The sequence below is a fragment of the Desulfoplanes sp. PS50 genome, assembly GCF_053851535.1.
Window position 1 is genome coordinate 36,044 of sequence record NZ_JBSPZA010000010.1, and the last position, 16,119, is coordinate 52,162.

The 16,119-nt window shown below is 53.5% G+C and carries 17 protein-coding genes; 12 read left to right on the forward strand and 5 right to left on the reverse strand.

The genetic code is table 11. From position 1 onward, the window contains the following. Positions 1-2: 2 nt before the first annotated feature. Both ACTVJH_RS06345 and ACTVJH_RS06350 read right to left on the reverse strand, forming a co-directional pair. Entirely contained in the window at positions 3-1,133 is a 1,131-nt protein-coding gene (locus ACTVJH_RS06345) for a glycosyltransferase family 4 protein (protein WP_455988612.1), read from the reverse strand. A 193-nt stretch (positions 1,134-1,326) separates the two neighbouring features. Beyond that, a complete protein-coding gene (locus tag ACTVJH_RS06350; protein WP_455988614.1) occupies positions 1,327-3,114 on the reverse strand; it encodes an amino acid ABC transporter permease in 1,788 nt (595 codons plus the stop codon). 8 nt (positions 3,115-3,122) lie between these two features. On the opposite strand from ACTVJH_RS06350, the gene ACTVJH_RS06355 reads away from it, so the two are divergent. Then, positions 3,123-3,440 (forward strand): hypothetical protein, encoded by a 318-nt coding sequence (locus tag ACTVJH_RS06355; protein WP_455988729.1) that lies wholly within the window; start codon positions 3,123-3,125, stop codon positions 3,438-3,440. Here the strand turns inward: ACTVJH_RS06355 and ACTVJH_RS06360 are convergent. From ACTVJH_RS06360 to ACTVJH_RS06370, 3 genes are all read right to left on the reverse strand, one after another. Further along, positions 3,382-3,768 carry a four helix bundle protein gene (locus ACTVJH_RS06360; RefSeq protein ID WP_455988616.1) on the reverse strand — a complete coding sequence of 129 codons (387 nt, stop codon included), beginning with the start codon at positions 3,766-3,768 and terminating at the stop codon, positions 3,382-3,384. The two genes, ACTVJH_RS06355 and ACTVJH_RS06360, sit on opposite strands and share 59 nt — an antisense overlap. A 167-nt stretch (positions 3,769-3,935) precedes the next feature. Next, positions 3,936-4,760 carry an ABC transporter substrate-binding protein gene (locus ACTVJH_RS06365; protein ID WP_455988618.1) on the reverse strand — a complete coding sequence of 275 codons (825 nt, stop codon included), beginning with the start codon at positions 4,758-4,760 and terminating at the stop codon, positions 3,936-3,938. 301 nt (positions 4,761-5,061) lie between these two features. After that, positions 5,062-5,790 carry an amino acid ABC transporter ATP-binding protein gene (locus tag ACTVJH_RS06370; protein ID WP_455988620.1) on the reverse strand — a complete coding sequence of 243 codons (729 nt, stop codon included), beginning with the start codon at positions 5,788-5,790 and terminating at the stop codon, positions 5,062-5,064. Between the two features lie 190 nt (positions 5,791-5,980). Here ACTVJH_RS06370 and ACTVJH_RS06375 point away from each other — a divergent pair, with 190 nt between their 5' ends. From ACTVJH_RS06375 to rsmI, 11 genes are all read left to right on the forward strand, one after another. Next, complete coding sequence (locus ACTVJH_RS06375) at positions 5,981-7,384, forward strand: sigma-54 dependent transcriptional regulator (RefSeq protein ID WP_455988622.1); 1,404 nt, start codon at positions 5,981-5,983, stop codon at positions 7,382-7,384. A gap of 353 nt (positions 7,385-7,737) precedes the next feature. Continuing rightward, positions 7,738-8,946: a pyridoxal phosphate-dependent aminotransferase gene (locus ACTVJH_RS06380; protein ID WP_455988624.1), complete on the forward strand. Its 1,209-nt coding sequence runs from the start codon at positions 7,738-7,740 to the stop codon at positions 8,944-8,946. A gap of 288 nt (positions 8,947-9,234) precedes the next feature. Then, on the forward strand, positions 9,235-10,644 hold the full coding sequence (gene ffh / locus ACTVJH_RS06385; RefSeq protein ID WP_455988626.1) for a signal recognition particle protein: 1,410 nt from the start codon (positions 9,235-9,237) through the stop codon (positions 10,642-10,644). A gap of 256 nt (positions 10,645-10,900) precedes the next feature. Next, entirely contained in the window at positions 10,901-11,140 is a 240-nt protein-coding gene (rpsP, locus tag ACTVJH_RS06390; protein WP_455988628.1) for a 30S ribosomal protein S16, read from the forward strand. A 262-nt stretch (positions 11,141-11,402) separates the two neighbouring features. Further along, the gene (locus ACTVJH_RS06395) at positions 11,403-11,636 is read left to right on the forward strand and encodes a KH domain-containing protein (protein WP_455988630.1); all 234 of its coding nucleotides are present in this window, start codon (positions 11,403-11,405) and stop codon (positions 11,634-11,636) included. A gap of 66 nt (positions 11,637-11,702) precedes the next feature. Then, positions 11,703-12,233, forward strand: a complete 531-nt coding sequence (gene rimM, locus ACTVJH_RS06400; protein WP_455988632.1) for a ribosome maturation factor RimM — start codon at positions 11,703-11,705, stop codon at positions 12,231-12,233. Beyond that, on the forward strand, positions 12,230-13,504 hold the full coding sequence (gene trmD / locus ACTVJH_RS06405; protein WP_455988634.1) for a tRNA (guanosine(37)-N1)-methyltransferase TrmD: 1,275 nt from the start codon (positions 12,230-12,232) through the stop codon (positions 13,502-13,504). Before rimM ends, trmD begins: the two co-directional genes overlap by 4 nt. Before the next feature lie 151 nt (positions 13,505-13,655). Then, the gene (rplS, locus tag ACTVJH_RS06410) at positions 13,656-14,006 is read left to right on the forward strand and encodes a 50S ribosomal protein L19 (RefSeq protein ID WP_455988636.1); all 351 of its coding nucleotides are present in this window, start codon (positions 13,656-13,658) and stop codon (positions 14,004-14,006) included. Between the two features lie 257 nt (positions 14,007-14,263). Beyond that, complete coding sequence (locus ACTVJH_RS06415) at positions 14,264-14,899, forward strand: ribonuclease HII (protein WP_455988638.1); 636 nt, start codon at positions 14,264-14,266, stop codon at positions 14,897-14,899. Further along, positions 14,875-15,279 (forward strand): YraN family protein, encoded by a 405-nt coding sequence (locus ACTVJH_RS06420; RefSeq protein WP_455988640.1) that lies wholly within the window; start codon positions 14,875-14,877, stop codon positions 15,277-15,279. Before ACTVJH_RS06415 ends, ACTVJH_RS06420 begins: the two co-directional genes overlap by 25 nt. Next, on the forward strand, positions 15,221-16,078 hold the full coding sequence (rsmI, locus tag ACTVJH_RS06425; RefSeq protein ID WP_455988642.1) for a 16S rRNA (cytidine(1402)-2'-O)-methyltransferase: 858 nt from the start codon (positions 15,221-15,223) through the stop codon (positions 16,076-16,078). The genes ACTVJH_RS06420 and rsmI overlap by 59 nt, the downstream gene beginning before the upstream one ends. Positions 16,079-16,119 lie beyond the last annotated feature (41 nt).

Genomic DNA, 16,119 nt, shown 5'->3' on the forward strand with positions numbered 1-16,119 from the left:
AATTATGCTGCTTCTCTTCCAAGGAGCTTTTTGATTTTGTGGACATAGGGATCAAGCCCGGCCTGAAGATGCGCAGGGAAGGTAAAGGATGCGGCTTTTTTCGAATTAAGAACTCGTGCAATCAGTGAGGCCAGGTCAACAGGCTGAATCGTGGGGTCAACGATGGAGTTTTTGGAAAGAAAATAACTGCTTCCATTGGTCCTGGTCGATATGACAGGCAGTCCAGCTGCAAGGGCTTCGAGCACGGCGTTTGAGCAGGCGTCGTAGAAACTTAGGAGAATAAACATATCGCTTGCCTGGTAGAAAGTGCGCATATCATCCACCTTGCCCAGAAATCGAACTCGTTCGCTCACACCTATTTTGCAGGCCAGACGTTGATATTTTTCACAACGACGTCCTCCGGCTATTAAAAGCATCGTGTCATTGGGAAGATACTTTAGACACCTGATCAGCGGACCAATTCCTTTGAGCATGAAATTGGTCCCTGCCGTGGCGATGATGCGTTTGTCTTCACAAATGCCCAGGTGGTTACGGGCCTGTTTGCTCTCAGAGAGAGTGGCTGGTGAAAATTTTTGAAGGTCAGGCTGGTTGTAGATGACATCGACAGCAGGCGGCAGAAGATGCGGGAATGCTTCCAGGATCCAGTCTTTGACCAGGTCTGAGTTGGCGACGATCTGTCGGGAATGGCGTATCTGGAGTTTTTCAATAAGCAAAACAAGATGGTTGGCCGGAGAACAGCGTCTTCGGATCATTTTCCAGCTGCGGGCGAACCCTCTGGGATAGGCCCGGATGGAATGTTTCCAGAAAATCCCGGTCGGTCCTCCGCTGATGCGCAGTATGTCCTGACACATGGTGTTACCGAGTCCGATGGAGAGATCATAGTGCCCTTTGCGACGGATCCACTCGGCGGCTATGGCAAACCAGAGAATCTTGACGAATCTGCCTAGAACCGGCCGTCCAACGCAAATGACCCGGACGCCTCGAGGCGGATCGGTCTCCTTCCGGGTGCAGATGAAATCAACTTCATAATCCCGGATCAGCGCTTCGGCAAGACGCCAGGCAAAGCCCTCGACGCCACCGTAATGGCTGAGTTTGGGGAGCATTATGGCGATTTTTGAGCGCTTCTTGGCCATTTTCGTCTCGGGTCCGACAGGACCGGAAAACAATCAGCGATCCCCGTTTCTAAAGCGACGGGGATCGCTGAATTTATTGGGGAACACGGATAGACACAAATAAATACGGGCAGGCAGGCAGACGGGCTGGTCCTGTGGATACGAAAACGCGATCGGGCTGAATCCTATCTCCTGTACCATGTATCCTGTTTTTTTACATGACCATACGCACATCCCCGCCCGGGGTGAGGCGGTGTTCCAGCCGGTTGGCGATGATGCTCATGGTGTAGCAGCATACAAAGTATAAAACGGCCACGGTGGCGTAGATCTCAAAGGGGTAGATCATCAGTCGGCTGTTCAGGCCCTGGGCCACGAAGGTGAGTTCGAGGACGCCGATGATATAGGCAAGCGAGGTGTCCTTGAAGATGGCGATGAACTGGCCGACGATGGCCGGGATCATCTGTTTGAGGGCCTGGGGAAGGATGATGTGGATCATGGTCGAGGCGTAACTGAGTCCTGTGCCGTAGGCTGCCTCGATCTGGCCTCTGGGGATGTTCTGGATGCCGGAGCGGACGATTTCACCAATATAAGCACCGGTAAAGATGGTCAGGGCGATGGTCGCGGACCAGAACACGTCCAGGTAGGATTTGATGAAGATGGGGATGAAGAAATAGACCCAGAAGATGACCAGAATGAGCGGGTTGCCGCGGATGATCTCGATGTACAGGGTGCAGGGAATGCGAAAGATCACGTTTTTGGAGACCCGGCCGATGCCCACGATAAGCCCGATAAAAAAGCTCACTGAGATGGAGATGACCGCCATGGCAATGGAGGCGGACAGCCCTCCGATTCCCCAGAGGACATCGCTTGGATCGTCACTGGGGAATCTCCAGATGAGCAGGGAGCCCAGATTGTCCCAGATGACAGACCACTCGAAGTTGTACAGCCCCACCCCGAGACCGTAGAGGATGAAAACCAGAAAGGCGACAAAGCTCCACCGGCCGAGCAGCACGATCCCCCGGGCCAGCAGGGCCTTGGTTTTCTGCCACATGAGCATGGCACCGGTATAGGTCAGATCGTTCTTTTGTCTGCCCATGATCCCGGCGGAAAGGGTCAGCAGAAGCCAGAGTTTTTCAAAGGGCCAGAAAAGAAGATTGCCCAGAAAAATGGCCAGACCTTGTTTTGGGGTATGCCCGTCGTTGATGCGAAGACGCAGGTTGATCATGTTCAAAATGGCCGAAATGCCCAAAGAAAGGCCGAGATAGAGGATGCTCGCTGCGGTGGTTGCCTCAAATCCCCTGAAGGTGAGCGACTCCACCTGCTGGGACTGCCAGCAGAGTTCGGCCACGCCTACAACCATGGCCAGGGAGGAGTTTTTCATGTTGTTTAAAAATTCGCTCCCCAGAGGAGGAATGATCGCCCGAAAGGCCAGGGGAAGGATGATCGTCCGCAGTGCCTGGAAATAGGTCAGACCTGAGGAATAGGCCGCCTCGAGCAGTCCCTTGGGGATGGACTGCATGCCCGCCCGGATGACCTCGGCCATGAACGCGCTTGTATATACGGACAGGCCGATGGTTGCTGCCCAGAATTCGAAATTATGATCGAATACCCACAGCCGCCACGATTCGGGAAGGCCCATGGGAAGGGCGAAATACCAGAAAAAGAGCTGCACCAAAAGCGGGGTGTTCCGGAAAAATTCAACATAGGATGACGAAAAAATATAGAACGGCTTGAAAGCGGAAAGACGTCCCAGGCCGAACAGGGTCCCGAGAAACAGGGCGATGCCCGAACTGATCAGGGTGATTTTGAGGGTCGTTAGGAGCCCCTTTAAGAGCTCAATGGCAAAGACCATCCCGTAGGTCTCATTGGGAACGTAAAGGACGTCCCACTGGAATTTGTATCCGAAATTGAATACGAATCCCCAGTAATAGACCGCTGCGCCGAGGATGGAGCATAAAATGAGATATTGGACCCAGGTTTTTTCAAGCCAGTAACGGAACATATATTTTATTGAATTTAAGAGATTTAAGAGATTTTAGAAATTTAAGAAATTTGAGAAATTTGAGAGATTTTAGAAATTTAAGAGATTTTAGAAATTTAAGAGATTTTAGAAATTTAAGAGATTTTAGAAATTTAAGAGATTTAAGAGATTTTAGAAATTTAAGAGATTTAAGAGATTTTAGAGATTTTAGGGATTTAAGAGATTTAAGACATTTTAGAGAGTTAAGACATTTTAGAAGGTTAAGAGATTTGAAAGGATTAAGGTATTTTAGTGGGTGGAGGATTCTTTTTTGGCGATGGAAAAAAGATAGCGGCGGAATCCTTTGATTTGGGCTTGGCATTCATTGGTCAGTGTTAGGATTTCGGTGTGTCTTTCTTGGGAAATGTATCCGAAGTCAAGAGCTCGGTAGGACTGTGATTGGACTTCATTGGAGGATCGCAGGGCATATCCAAGGAATCTGCAAAATTCCTTGGCGGAGCAGTTTCCAAATCCTTCGGCAATATTGTCCATCACAGAACCGGAAGAACGGGAAATCTGATCTCGTAAGGCATAGTCTTTTCCCAGCTGAGTCGTGTTGATCAGCTTACCAACTCGCTGACAAAGTTCCCGTGCCTTCTGCCAGCAGGGCAACTCCTCAAAGCGGGAGTAACGCATGCCACCTCTCCAGAGTTATCGATCCCTCAGCCCCCATGCTTCCCCTCAAAATTCAAGATACCACAATTTCTTAAATTTCTAAAATTTCTAAAATTTTACACCATAAACTCCGGCGGCCCGTGCGCATCACAGGCCACCGGAGTTTTACATATCGTGAGTAATAATTCCTACGGCCACATCTCGATTTCTTCGGTCATGGGGAAGGAGTAGGGGGTGTCGGGACCGTACCATTTGTTGTAGATCTTCATGTAGGTGCCGTCTTTCCACATGTCCTGGATGGTGAAGTTGATGGTGTCGCGCCATTTGGAATCATCTTCGGGCAGGCCGATGCCGTAGGGTTCGTTGCTGAAGAAATCACCGACCAGTTCGTACTTGCCGGGTTCCTTGGCAGCATAGCCGAGAAGGATGGTCGAGTCGGTGGTGAATCCGGCCACGCTTCCCATCTGCAAAGCGGCAAACCCGGAGGCGTAATCAGGAAAGGATTTGACGTTGGCGTTGGGATTGGGATCGCCGAGTTCCTTGAGCAGATTCCGGATGTTGATCTCGGAGGTGGTGCCCTGGGTGGTGGCGATCTTCTGGCCGACAAGATCCTTCAGGGTCTTGAATTTGCCTTTTCGGGCCAAAACTTTCTGACCGTCGAAAAAGTAGGTGATGGAAAAGTCGATGGATTTGTCACGTTCGCGTTTGTGGGTCATGTTGGCCACGGACATGTCGATACGGCCCTGCTGCAAAAAGGAGATTCTGGTTTTGTCGGTCACCTTGACCCGGTCGAGCTTGCAGCCGAGACGGTCGGCGATTTCCTGGGCCATATCCACGTCGAAACCGACCCAGTTGTTGTTCTCGTCATAATAGGCCCCGGGGATGGAATTGGTCATGATGCCGGCCCGGATGACCTTGTCTTTCATGACCTGGTCATAGGTCGCGCCGGCAAAGGACATCTGCGCGCAAAAAAACATGACTGCAACGAGGGTGAGGATTCTCAGACTACGCATCGTGCATCTCCTTGGTTGAGAGTGAAACGGGTTGGTATGTGTCCCGAAAAAAACCGGGTTGGACGCGGGAAAGACGGTTTTAGGTTTTAAGTTTTAGGTGTTAGGGAAATACTCAAGGGTTAAGGTTTAAGGGGCAAAGGAAAGACGGGGTGCCAACGAAATACGCGAAACAAGCGAAAAAAGGCAGTTTTAAAAAAAATCTTTCGCAGACCCGAGGGGCAGAAACTGTTTCGTCGGAAAAAAACCTTTCGCTGCCCTTTACCCGCTCGCAACTCTCTTACTATTCAATCTTTTTTCAGTATCAGTGGCTGATGATCTTTTTGAGAAAATCCTTGGTGCGGTCACTTTTCGGGTTGGCAAAGAATTGATCCGGGGTGTTTTGTTCGATGATGCAGCCATCGTCCATGAAGACAACCTGGTCGGCCACTTCCCTGGCAAAGCCCATCTCGTGGGTCACGCAGATCATGGTCATGCCTTCCTTGGCCAGGGTCTTCATGACGTCGAGGACCTCGTTGATCATCTCCGGATCCAGGGCCGATGTGGGTTCGTCAAAGAGCATGATCTTGGGCTGCATGGCCAGCCCTCGGGCAATGGCCACGCGTTGCTGCTGGCCGCCGGAGAGCTGTCCTGGATAGGCGTCGGCCTTGTCCGGGATATCCACTTTCTTGAGCAGGTCCATGGCAATGTCCACGGCCTGGTTTTTATCCATTCGTCGGACCATGGTCGGGGCAAGCATGATATTTTCGAGAACGGTCATGTGCGGATAGAGATTGAACTGCTGGAACACGAATCCGATTTCCGCACGAAGCAGGGTCAGGTTCAGTTCTTCGGCATAGAGATCGGCCCCGTCGACATGGATTGTGCCCTTCTGGATGGGCTCAAGTCGATTGATGCACCTGATGAGCGTGCTCTTGCCCGACCCGCTGGGACCGCAGATGACGAAAACTTCACCCTTGTCCACATGCAGTGAAACGTCCTTCAATGCATGGTGTTCGCCGTACCATTTATGAATATGTCGTATGTCGATCAAAACGAAACCAGTGGTTGGGGATGGCCGGAAAATCCGGAGCCTGTCTGTACGCATGCCGATTGCGGCCCGGTGTGCGTTTGTCAGGCCTAAAAAGAATGAAGGCTTGTAGCAAAAACCCTTCTTATGGGCAAGCACAAGGGTGTCCGCTCGATATTGCAAATAATGTTCTTTACGGATACTGACCCATCTTATGTCTGCGACCAATGTCCTCTTTGTATCCCGCCCGGAACATGTTACCCCGGTTTTCTCCGCATTGAAACAGCGCGGGGTTTCCGTGCTCATGGCCGAGAATGGTGATTTTGCCCTCAAGACCGTGCGCAATGCTTTTCCCCGGGTGGTGTTCATCCAGGAAGACCTCGAGGGATGCGATGCCGCCAGGCTGCTTGCCGCCATTCTTGAGGAACAGCAGGAGATCGAGGTCATTGTTTTTACAGAACAGGGAAATGTGGATAACGCCCAGGCCGTTCTCGAGGCCGGGGCCAGAGATTATTGGCTGACACCGCTGGACCCGGAAAAGGTCGTGGCGGTTCTTCCCCCGCCCGCACAACCAGAATCTGCCTCTTTGCCTGCGGACGTGTCCGCTCCTTTGTCCTGCAAAAAGATCATCGGGGTTCATCCGGCCATCCGCAGGGTGCTTGCTCTGGCCCGTCAGGTGGCACCTTCCCGGGCAACGGTGCTTATTTCCGGAGAATCAGGGACCGGCAAGGAGATGTTTGCCAGGTATCTCCACGAGGCATCCGACAGGAAGGACAAACCGTTTATTGCCGTGAACTGCGCGGCCCTTCCGGAACATCTTCTGGAATCTGAATTGTTTGGGCATGAAAAAGGGGCCTTTACCGGGGCGATCCAGAAAAAACCCGGTAAATTCGAGCTCGCCCACGGCGGCACCCTGCTTTTGGACGAGATCTCCGAAATGGATATCGGCCTGCAGGCCAAGCTTTTGCGCGTGCTGCAGGAGGGAGAGATTGACCGGGTGGGTGGAACCGAAACCATCCGGGTCGATGTGCGGGTCCTGGCCACGACCAATAGAAATATCGAGGAGAGTGTCCAGAACAAGGAGTTTCGCCAGGATCTCTACTACAGATTGAATGTCATCCCCTTGAAGCTGCCGCCCCTGCGGGATCGGGGACAGGACATCATTGCCCTGGGAGAATTTTTTATCAGGCGCTACAGCAAGGAGTATGGCTTCAAATCTTCCGGGTTCACGCCCGAGGCCATATCCTGGCTCATGGAATATCCCTGGCCCGGCAATGTCCGGGAACTGCAGAATCTCATGGAGCGGGCTGTTCTTCTGGCCGCCGGTTCGCCTATCAAGCCGAGTCATTTCCTTCTCGACGGGGAGGAATGGCCCCTGGATGAATCTCTGGAGATCCCTGAAGAAAATCCGGTTGAAGAGGATGACCGGGCTGATGAAATCCTCGGTGGTACAGATGGGGTTGTCCCCCTGCAGGAGATGGAGCGAAGGCTCATCATGCAAAGTCTTGATCAGACCGAAGGCAACCGAACCCAGGCCTCCAAGCTCTTGGGCATCTCGGTCAGAACCCTGCGCAACAAGCTCAACGAGTATCGCAAGCAGGGGATGGAGATTGAATAGGAAACAAAGTACGCAGTACGCAGGAAAGGCGGGAAGAACGGAGACGGGAGACGGGGGGCGGGATGTGTCTTTTTCTGGGAACGCCGAGCGTCTGCTCGGCCTTTCGGGCATTGTAGATGGAGTATCGTTATGCTACCGGGCGTGCCGTTTGCCTCTGTTTCTTGCTGGTTCGCAGACGCAGTGCCGAGCAGACGCTCGGCGTTCCCAGGGGGGGCAAAACATAATCGGCAATCGGTGGTTGAAAGTTCTCAATTTTTATCCTAGCCCTCCCCAACTGTTTATAATCTCTTAAGTTTTCTAAGTTTATTCAATATTTTCAATTTTATATCATTATGTTTTCAAGGAGTTTATCCATGCATACGTTGTCGAAACAGGTCGCTGGGTACATTGAGCATTCTTCATGGATACGCAAGATGTTCGAAGCCGGGATGGTTCTGAAGAAAAAGTATGGCGAGGAGAATGTTTTTGATTTCAGCCTGGGCAATCCGGATCTGGCGCCTCCCGAGGCGGTTGCCCGAGGGCTTCACGCCATTGCGGAGCAGGCATCTTCGCCCTTTGCCTTTGGGTATATGCCCAATGCCGGCTATCTTGATGCCCGACAGACTCTGACGGAGTATCTTTCCAAAGAACAGGAGTGCCCGGATCTCGGTCCCGAACACCTGATTCTGACCTGCGGGGCAGCCGGAGGGCTGAACGCCTTTTTCAGGGCCGTACTCGAGCCCGGCGACGAGGTTATCTGTCCGGCCCCTTATTTTGTGGAATACGGATTTTATGTTCAAAATTATGGGGGGACGCTCAGGCCGGTTCCCTGTGACAAGGAAACATTCGGCCTTGATTTTGACGGAATCGAGGCGGCCTTGTCCGAGAAGACCCGGGTCGTATTGATCAATTCTCCCAACAATCCCACAGGGCAGATCTATTCCCGCGAGGATCTCGACCGTCTTGCAGAACTTCTGACGGCTCAAAGCCGGAAAAATGGCCGCCCGGTTTACCTGGTTTCCGATGAGCCGTATAGATTCCTGGTCTATGACAAAAAGGAGGTTCCCCCGGTTCTTCCCCGGTATCCTTACAGCATTGTCATCGGCTCTTTTTCCAAGAGCCTCTCCCTGGCCGGGGAACGGGTCGGGTATGTGGCCGTGAATCCGGCCATGGAGGATGTCACCACCCTGGTAGGCGGACTCATTTTGACCAATCGGATTTTAGGCTTTGTCAATGCACCGGCGATCGGTCAGAAGCTTTTGACCGCGGCCCTGGGCGAGGGTGTGGATCTCGGCGTATACGAGAAACGACGCCGGGCCATGGCGGATGTCCTCGATGGTGCGGGCATTTCGTACGTCATGCCCAAGGGGGCCTTCTACTTTTTCCCGCGGGTTCCCGGAGGGAGCCTCGATGACCCAGGCTTTGTCAATGCGCTCATGAACGCCAATATCCTGGCCGTGCCCGGATCGGGATTCGGCTTCCCCGGTGGATTCAGGCTCGCCTTTTGTGTGCCCGAGGACGTCATTGTCCGTTCGGCCGAGCCGTTTAAACAGGCCGTGGCCGCCTACCTCGAACAGAGGTAGAAGTTGTTGGAATGTGAGAGATTTCAGAAAGTCAGGAAATTTGAGAATCTAAAGAGCGTTGGGCGCTTCAGGAACAGGAGGGCATCTGCCTTGGCGATTTCCCGAATTTTGTGATGTACCCCCGCTTATCCGATGCGCTGCAGGGAGAGCGTTTTTTTCATTGCATCCTCAGCAAAGCGTGTGATCGTGCGTATCCGCATTTTCAGGAGAGCCGATTGTGCTTGACTTGGAGCCGCTTCTCCTTTATTCGGATCAACTTCTTTTTTTGCAGGCAAGGAATACACACGAATGTTCGATAGCTTAAGTGATAGACTCAATGCCGCGTTCAAGCGGTTCAAGGGCCACGGCCGTCTGGATGCCAAGAACATCAAGGACGGACTCCGGGAGGTCCGGCTGGCTCTGCTCGAGGCAGATGTCCACTTTTCCGTGGTCAAGGATTTCATCGAGCGGATCAAGGATCGGGCCGAAGGCCAGGAGGTTCTGGAGAGTCTGACGCCGGGCCAGCAGGTGGTCAAAATCGTCCACGAAGAGATGATCGAGCTTTTGGGTGGAACAACCACCGAGCTCGATCTTTCGGTCAAGCCGCCTCTGGTCATCATGATGGCCGGTCTTCAGGGTTCGGGTAAGACGACCACCGCGGCCAAGCTGGCCTTGCATCTGCGCAGGCAGAAACACAAACCCTACCTCGTTCCCGCAGACGTTTACAGGCCTGCGGCCATCGACCAGCTGCACAAGCTGTCCGTGGAGCTGGGCGTGCCGGCGTTTGCCTCTTCGGCGGACATGAATCCCGTGGACATCTGCTCTCAGGCCATTGAAGAGGCCAAGAAACAGGCCTGCGATGTGGTGCTTCTCGATACGGCCGGTCGTCTGCATATCGACGAGCTGCTCATGCAGGAACTTCAGTCCATCAAGGAAACCTGCAAGCCCCAGGAAATCCTTTTTGTGGCTGATTCCATGACCGGTCAGGACGCCGTGAACGTGGCCAAGCGGTTCAACGAGCTGCTCGATGTCACCGGTATCGTGCTGACCAAGATGGAGGGTGATGCCCGGGGTGGTGCGGCCCTGTCCATCAAGTCGGTCACAGGCAAGCCGATCAAGTTCGTTGGTATGGGTGAAAAGCTTTCCGATCTGGAGGTCTTTCATCCCGACCGGGTGGCCTCGCGGATTCTGGGCATGGGTGACGTGCTCACCCTGATTGAAAAGGCGCAGGATACCATTGACGCCAAAGAGGCCGAAGAGCTCGAAAAAAAGTTCAAGCGATCCGAATTCAATCTGGAGGACTTTCGTTCCCAGATGAAAAAGATCAGAAAGCTCGGTTCTCTCGAGGGGATCATGAAGATGATTCCCGGCATGGGGCAGATGCGTAAACAGCTTCAGGATGTGAAAATGCCTGAAAAGGAGCTGACCCGCATCGATGCCATCATCAGTTCCATGACCCTTGCCGAGCGCGAAGATCATAAGCTGATCAGCCTGAGTCGAAAAAAACGCATTGCCACAGGAAGCGGGACAACGGTTGCCGATGTCACCGCGTTGCTCAAGAATTTTGAGCAGATGCAAAAAATGATGAAAAAGATGATGGGCAAACAGAAACAGGGCAAACCCATTCCCGGTATGCCCAAGAACGCCTCCGCCCAAATCAAGCAAAAGCGTCTCAAGCGGAAAAAACTCAAACAGATGAAGCGTAAGCAGAAAAAATAAGTAACTATGCAGGTCAAAATTTAGCAGGAGCAACAGGCTGGAATATATCGTTAGATTTGAGTGCCAGCCCGTAAGTTTCAGAGATTTAAGGATTTCAGAAATTTTAGAAATTGAGGACCTGGACGCTAACCGCTTGTAATTTCTTAAATCTCTTAAATTTCTTAAATTCGTAATTCTGATTCTTGAGAAATGCACCTGAATAGTTACAAAAACAAATAGATTTTCTAAACCCAATTCATGAAGAGGATATATCATCATGGCAGTTAAAATCCGTATGACCCGCATGGGTTCCAAGAGAAAACCCTTTTACAGAATCGTCGCCCTTGACAGCAAAACCCGCCGGGATGGTCGGCCCCTGGAATTTCTGGGCTACTACAATCCCATGACCGAGCCCCCCGAGGTCAAGCTGGAAGACGAACGGATCACCTATTGGCTGGAACAGGGCGCCATCCCGTCCGACACGGTCAGGTCCCTGCTGCAGAAAAAAGGCGAATAGCTCCTGATTGTCACGGGTTCCTCAGGGCGATGCCCCTGTCAGACAAGGAAATTCCCGCCTCCTGCTTGCCCTTTATTCTTTTTTCACGCTATATGGAAAAACCGTTTCCGGGCGAGAGGCACATCATCCTCTGTGATCGATATGTCCATTGGTATCCCGGATGCGGTCGTGTGATGCAAAGCGGCAATGATCCAAGCGTGGCGGGTGAGCATGGGCTGGACTGAACCAAGTGATACAACATGAGCTTGCGGCGGAGGTGGTTATGCTGAAGGGTCTTATCGAATACATTGCAAAATCGTTGGTCGACTATCCCGACCAGGTCGTGGTTTCCGAGGTCGAGGGCGAGCAGACATCCGTGCTCGAACTCAAGGTGGCCAAGGAGGATCTGGGCAAGGTGATCGGCAAGCAGGGGCGGACGGCCAGGGCCATGCGCACCATCCTTGGCGCGGCCTCGACAAAATTCAAAAAGAGGGCTGTCCTCGAAATTCTGGAATGATGCTTTCTAATACGGGATGGGGACAGAACCCTGCCTGGCCGAAGATGCGACAGGGAGTCTTCTCTGATGGATAAGATCACTCTGGTCCCTATCGGCAAAGTCCTCAGACCTCATGGTCTCAAGGGGGAGCTGTGCATAGACATCTATGCAGACTCCCCTTTTCTCTTGGACCGCATTTCAAGGATCTATCTGCAGCGTGAGGGACACAAGCCCAAACCCTTTTCAGTTGAAGGGTGGCAGCCTCACGGGAACCGGGTCATCCTCCGCCTGGACAGATTTGGTGGGTTGCGTGAGGAGGCGCTCAAATGGACCGGCGCGGACATTTTGATGCGGTCGCGGGATCTTCCCGCCCTGAAAGAGGGGGAGTATTTTTGCCATCAGCTCGTCGGATGCGAGGTCTCGCTTAAGCAGGGCGAGCATCTTGGCCGCCTCGATGCAGTCCAGAGTTTTTCCGGTCGCGAAGTATGGACCATCCTGACACCCCGGGGCCAGGAAATACTTTTTCCGGCAGAAAATGATTTTGTGCTTTCCATCGATCTCGATGCCAGGCGGATTGTCATCCGTCCCCCCGAAGGGCTTTTGGACGTCTATCTATGAAGTTCACCATTGTTTCCATTTTTCCCGAGTACTTCACCTCGCCCCTTTCCTGCGGACTTGTTTCACGCAATATTGAAAAGGGGCTGGTTGCGGTAGAGGTGATTTCGCCCAGGGATTTTTCCCAGGACAAGCATCACAATACCGATGATAGAGTCTATGGCGGCGGACCGGGAATGGTCATGATGGCCGATCCCCTGCTGCGAACCCTTGAAAGTATTCCGGGCCGTCCACGAACGCTCATGCTTTCGCCCAAGGGAAGGCCGCTGACCCAGGACTTTGCCCGTGAGCTTGCCGGGGAATCCGAACTGACCCTTGTTTGTGGTCGCTACGAGGGCATTGATGCGCGTATCGAGGACCTCTATCCCGTTGAGCCCGTTTCCCTGGGGGATTTCGTGCTCAATGGCGGGGAATCCGCAGCCATGTGTCTGATGGAGGCGGTGGCCAGATTGCTTCCCGGATTCATGCAGCATGACGAGTCCGTGGATGAGGAGAGTTTTACCTCCGGGCTGCTCGAGTATCCCCACTACACCCGCCCGGAAACATACGCCGGACTCAGGGTTCCGGAAATCCTTCGCTCCGGAGATCACGGCAAGATAGCTGCATGGCGCAGGGAACAATCCCTTGAGGCGACCCTTGCCCACCGGCCCGAGATGCTTGCGTCAGCCCCGTTGACCAAAGAGGATATCCGCTTTTTGCGGGGTCGAAATATTGCATCAAGAGGGCGGAATCTTTTCGTTACTCTTGTTCATTATCCCGTATTGAACAAAGCGGGCAAAGAGGTGACAACCTCTTTGACAAACCTGGATGTTCACGATATAGCGCGCGTTTCCGCGACATATGGTCTGGGGGGCTATGTCATTTGTACGCCTCTTAAGGATCAGCAGGTCCTTGCGTCCAGGATCATCGATCATTGGTCCCAGGGAAGCGGATCAGGTTTCAACCCGGACAGAAAAGAGGCTCTGAGCAAGGTCATTGTGCGAAACGATCTTGCCGAGGCCATCAGACACGTCCGGGACGTGACTGGTGAAATCCCCTATGTGGCAGCCACCAGCGCACGCGAGGGGAATATGCCCCTTGTGGATCTGCGACCCGTTCTCAACGAACGACCGGTTCTTCTTGTCCTGGGGACGGGTTCGGGGCTGGCCGATTCCATCATCGAACAGGCTGATGGACTGACACGGCCGGTTCGTTTTTTATCACGGTACAATCATCTTTCAGTACGCTCGGCAGCGTCGATCATGATCGATAGGCTTTTGAGCGACATCTACTGAGTTTTTTGACAATTGTCGGTATAGACGTGTCCCAACGGGCACGGGTAACACATACTTTCTGCGGATTCCGTTCGTTGTCGTCGCGAATTTTGGTCTGGCTTCGGACCGCTTCGGTTTGATCGACAACAGAGGTATCAAGGAGAACATCATCATGGATAAAATCAGAGCGATCGAAAGAGAACACATGCGTTATGACGTGCCCACCTTCAAGGCCGGTGACACCGTCCGGGTTCATGTCCGTATCATTGAAGGTGAAAAGGAAAGGACCCAGGTTTTTCAGGGGACTGTTTTGCGACTCAACCGTGGCACGACCAATGCCAGTTTTGTGGTTCGCAAGATTTCCGACGGCATTGGGGTTGAGAGAATTTTTCCCATTCACTCACCCGGGATCGAACGGATCGAGGTCGTGAGCGAAGGCAAGGTTCGCCAGGGACGCATTTACTACCTGCGCAAGCTCAAGGGGAAGGCCGCCCGGATCAAGAGCAGGAACAGCTGGGATTAAGATTGCCGGATCGGGTCTGGGGGTTGCCTCCAGACCCGATTTTTTTTGGGCCAGTGGAATAGAATGCAGAGGCCGGAAGACGGATGACAGGTTACGGACGGGCACGGACACCCACTGACGCCGACACAAAAAAACGTCATCCCGGACTTCGTCGGGATGACGATATTCGTTGCGGGTTTTTCCGCAAAAGATGAACCCTGTTTTTTAACTGAGCACTGCGCACTGCGCCCTGCGTACTGCGTACGTCCAATCCCTCTATGAATCTTTTCGCGAGTCCGACAAGCCCGCCACCCGATCAGGTGGCCGGGGTGGACGAGGCCGGGCGAGGGTGTCTTGCCGGTCCGGTTGTGGCTGCGGCTGTCATTCTTCCCGTCTCATACGATCTTTTAGGATTGGGTGATTCCAAGAAACTCACCCGTGCCGGTCGCGAACGTCTCGAACCCCTGATCAAAAAACAGGCCGTGGCCTGGTCGCTGGGCGTGTCCTGGCCCCGGGAGATCGAGACCATCAATATCCTTCAGGCATCTCTTGTCGCCATGCGCAGGGCCGTATCTACCCTGCGGGTGGTCCCCGCCTATGTTCTGGTTGATGGGAATCAGAAAATCCCCTTTTCTCTACCTCAGGAATCTGTTATTGGCGGCGATGCCAAAGTGGCCTGTATTTCAGCGGCGTCGGTCCTGGCCAAGGTCTTCAGAGATCGACTCATGGTCCACCTGGATCGCCGTTTTCCCGGCTATGGTCTGGCCGCTCACAAGGGCTACGGGACCAGGATGCATTGGGAAATTTTGCAGCAAAAAGGCCCCTGTCCCCTTCACAGAATGACGTTCAAAGGGGTGGGGGACATACCCCGTTCCAAGGAGAGATCCCTATGTCTTCCGGGGCTGGAGAGCTAGGACGTTATGGTGAGGATGTTGCCTGTGACTATCTGATCGAGAAAGGATATCAAATCATCGAGCGCAATTGGCGGACCAGAAAGGGAGAGCTTGATATCATCTGCTCACGTGACGGGGAGTTGATATTTGTCGAGGTCAAATCCCGCGGTCCAGGCAGTCTCGGAGAGCCTGGCGAGGCTGTGGATATGCGCAAGAAAACACGGCTGGTCAAAGCGGCTGCCGCCTATTTGAGCACAAACCGGCTTTGGGAAGTGCCTGCCCGATTCGATCTGATCGGTCTGCGGATGCGTCCCGATTATGTCCAGGTGGAACACGAGAAAAATGTCATCGACGCAAGCGAAATTATGGGTGGTCGCCACACCCCTTGGCAACCCTGGTGACATGTCCCCGCGGGGAACGCAGGTGATACAATCGGCCGGATTGATCCTTGCCGAGGATACCCGCCGGGCCGGGCTGCTCTGCCAGCGTCTGGGCATCTCCCACGGTCGGATGGTCAGCGCCTTTGACCACAACGAGGCCTCGCGAGTCTCTCTGGTTCTGGAGACATTGGCGCAGGGAACGGATGTGGCCGTGATCTCCGATGCGGGCACCCCGCTCATCTCCGATCCCGGCTATGTCATCGTCCGGGCCTGCAGAGAGGCCGGATACGATGTTTCCCCGGTCCCCGGACCTTGTGCCCCCATCGCCGCGCTCATGGCCTGCGGTCTGCCCACGACACCGTTCACCTTTTTGGGCTTTCTGCCCCGCAGGAAAAGTGATATCCAGGCGGTCCTTTCTCCCTATGCGGCGATCCAGACCACACTGGTCGCTTTTGAACGAAAAAATCGTCTGCCTGTTTCACTGGATATTGCCCGCGAGATCCTGGGGGATCGGTCCTATTGCGTGGCCAGGGAACTGACGAAGACCCATGAGCAATGCATCCCTGGTTCTCTAGGCAACGCAGCGGATATCGAGTCCCTCGCGGCCATGGAAATCAAGGGAGAGTGCACCCTGGTCATCGGTCCGGGAGTATCGGCCGGTGAACCGACCGATCAGCAGCGGGTCATGGAACTGCTTGGCCAGGAAGCCGCGTCAGGGGACAAGCCCCGTGCCGTGGCCAAGCGGGTTGCCGCCCGGGTTACCGGGTGGACGGCCAAGGATGTTTACGCCATACAGCAGCGCATGCGTGCTGAGAAATAAAGACATCGTCCGATTGCATACAGCCGGGCGGATGCCGGGAC

Excerpts from the sequence above, each read along its gene's own strand:
- ACTVJH_RS06345 (WP_455988612.1), bottom strand. The coding sequence starts at position 1,133 with ATGGCCAAGAAGCGCTCAAAAATCGCCATAATGCTCCCCAAACTCAGC.
- ACTVJH_RS06350 (WP_455988614.1), bottom strand. The coding sequence starts at position 3,114 with ATGTTCCGTTACTGGCTTGAAAAAACCTGGGTCCAATATCTCATTTTA.
- ACTVJH_RS06360 (WP_455988616.1), bottom strand. The coding sequence starts at position 3,768 with ATGCGTTACTCCCGCTTTGAGGAGTTGCCCTGCTGGCAGAAGGCACGG.
- ACTVJH_RS06365 (WP_455988618.1), bottom strand. The coding sequence starts at position 4,760 with ATGCGTAGTCTGAGAATCCTCACCCTCGTTGCAGTCATGTTTTTTTGC.
- ACTVJH_RS06375 (WP_455988622.1), top strand. The coding sequence starts at position 5,981 with ATGTCTGCGACCAATGTCCTCTTTGTATCCCGCCCGGAACATGTTACC.
- ACTVJH_RS06380 (WP_455988624.1), top strand. The coding sequence starts at position 7,738 with ATGCATACGTTGTCGAAACAGGTCGCTGGGTACATTGAGCATTCTTCA.
- ffh (WP_455988626.1), top strand. The coding sequence starts at position 9,235 with ATGTTCGATAGCTTAAGTGATAGACTCAATGCCGCGTTCAAGCGGTTC.
- rpsP (WP_455988628.1), top strand. The coding sequence starts at position 10,901 with ATGGCAGTTAAAATCCGTATGACCCGCATGGGTTCCAAGAGAAAACCC.
- ACTVJH_RS06395 (WP_455988630.1), top strand. The coding sequence starts at position 11,403 with ATGCTGAAGGGTCTTATCGAATACATTGCAAAATCGTTGGTCGACTAT.
- rimM (WP_455988632.1), top strand. The coding sequence starts at position 11,703 with ATGGATAAGATCACTCTGGTCCCTATCGGCAAAGTCCTCAGACCTCAT.
- trmD (WP_455988634.1), top strand. The coding sequence starts at position 12,230 with ATGAAGTTCACCATTGTTTCCATTTTTCCCGAGTACTTCACCTCGCCC.
- rplS (WP_455988636.1), top strand. The coding sequence starts at position 13,656 with ATGGATAAAATCAGAGCGATCGAAAGAGAACACATGCGTTATGACGTG.
- ACTVJH_RS06415 (WP_455988638.1), top strand. The coding sequence starts at position 14,264 with ATGAATCTTTTCGCGAGTCCGACAAGCCCGCCACCCGATCAGGTGGCC.
- ACTVJH_RS06420 (WP_455988640.1), top strand. The coding sequence starts at position 14,875 with ATGTCTTCCGGGGCTGGAGAGCTAGGACGTTATGGTGAGGATGTTGCC.
- rsmI (WP_455988642.1), top strand. The coding sequence starts at position 15,221 with ATGTCATCGACGCAAGCGAAATTATGGGTGGTCGCCACACCCCTTGGC.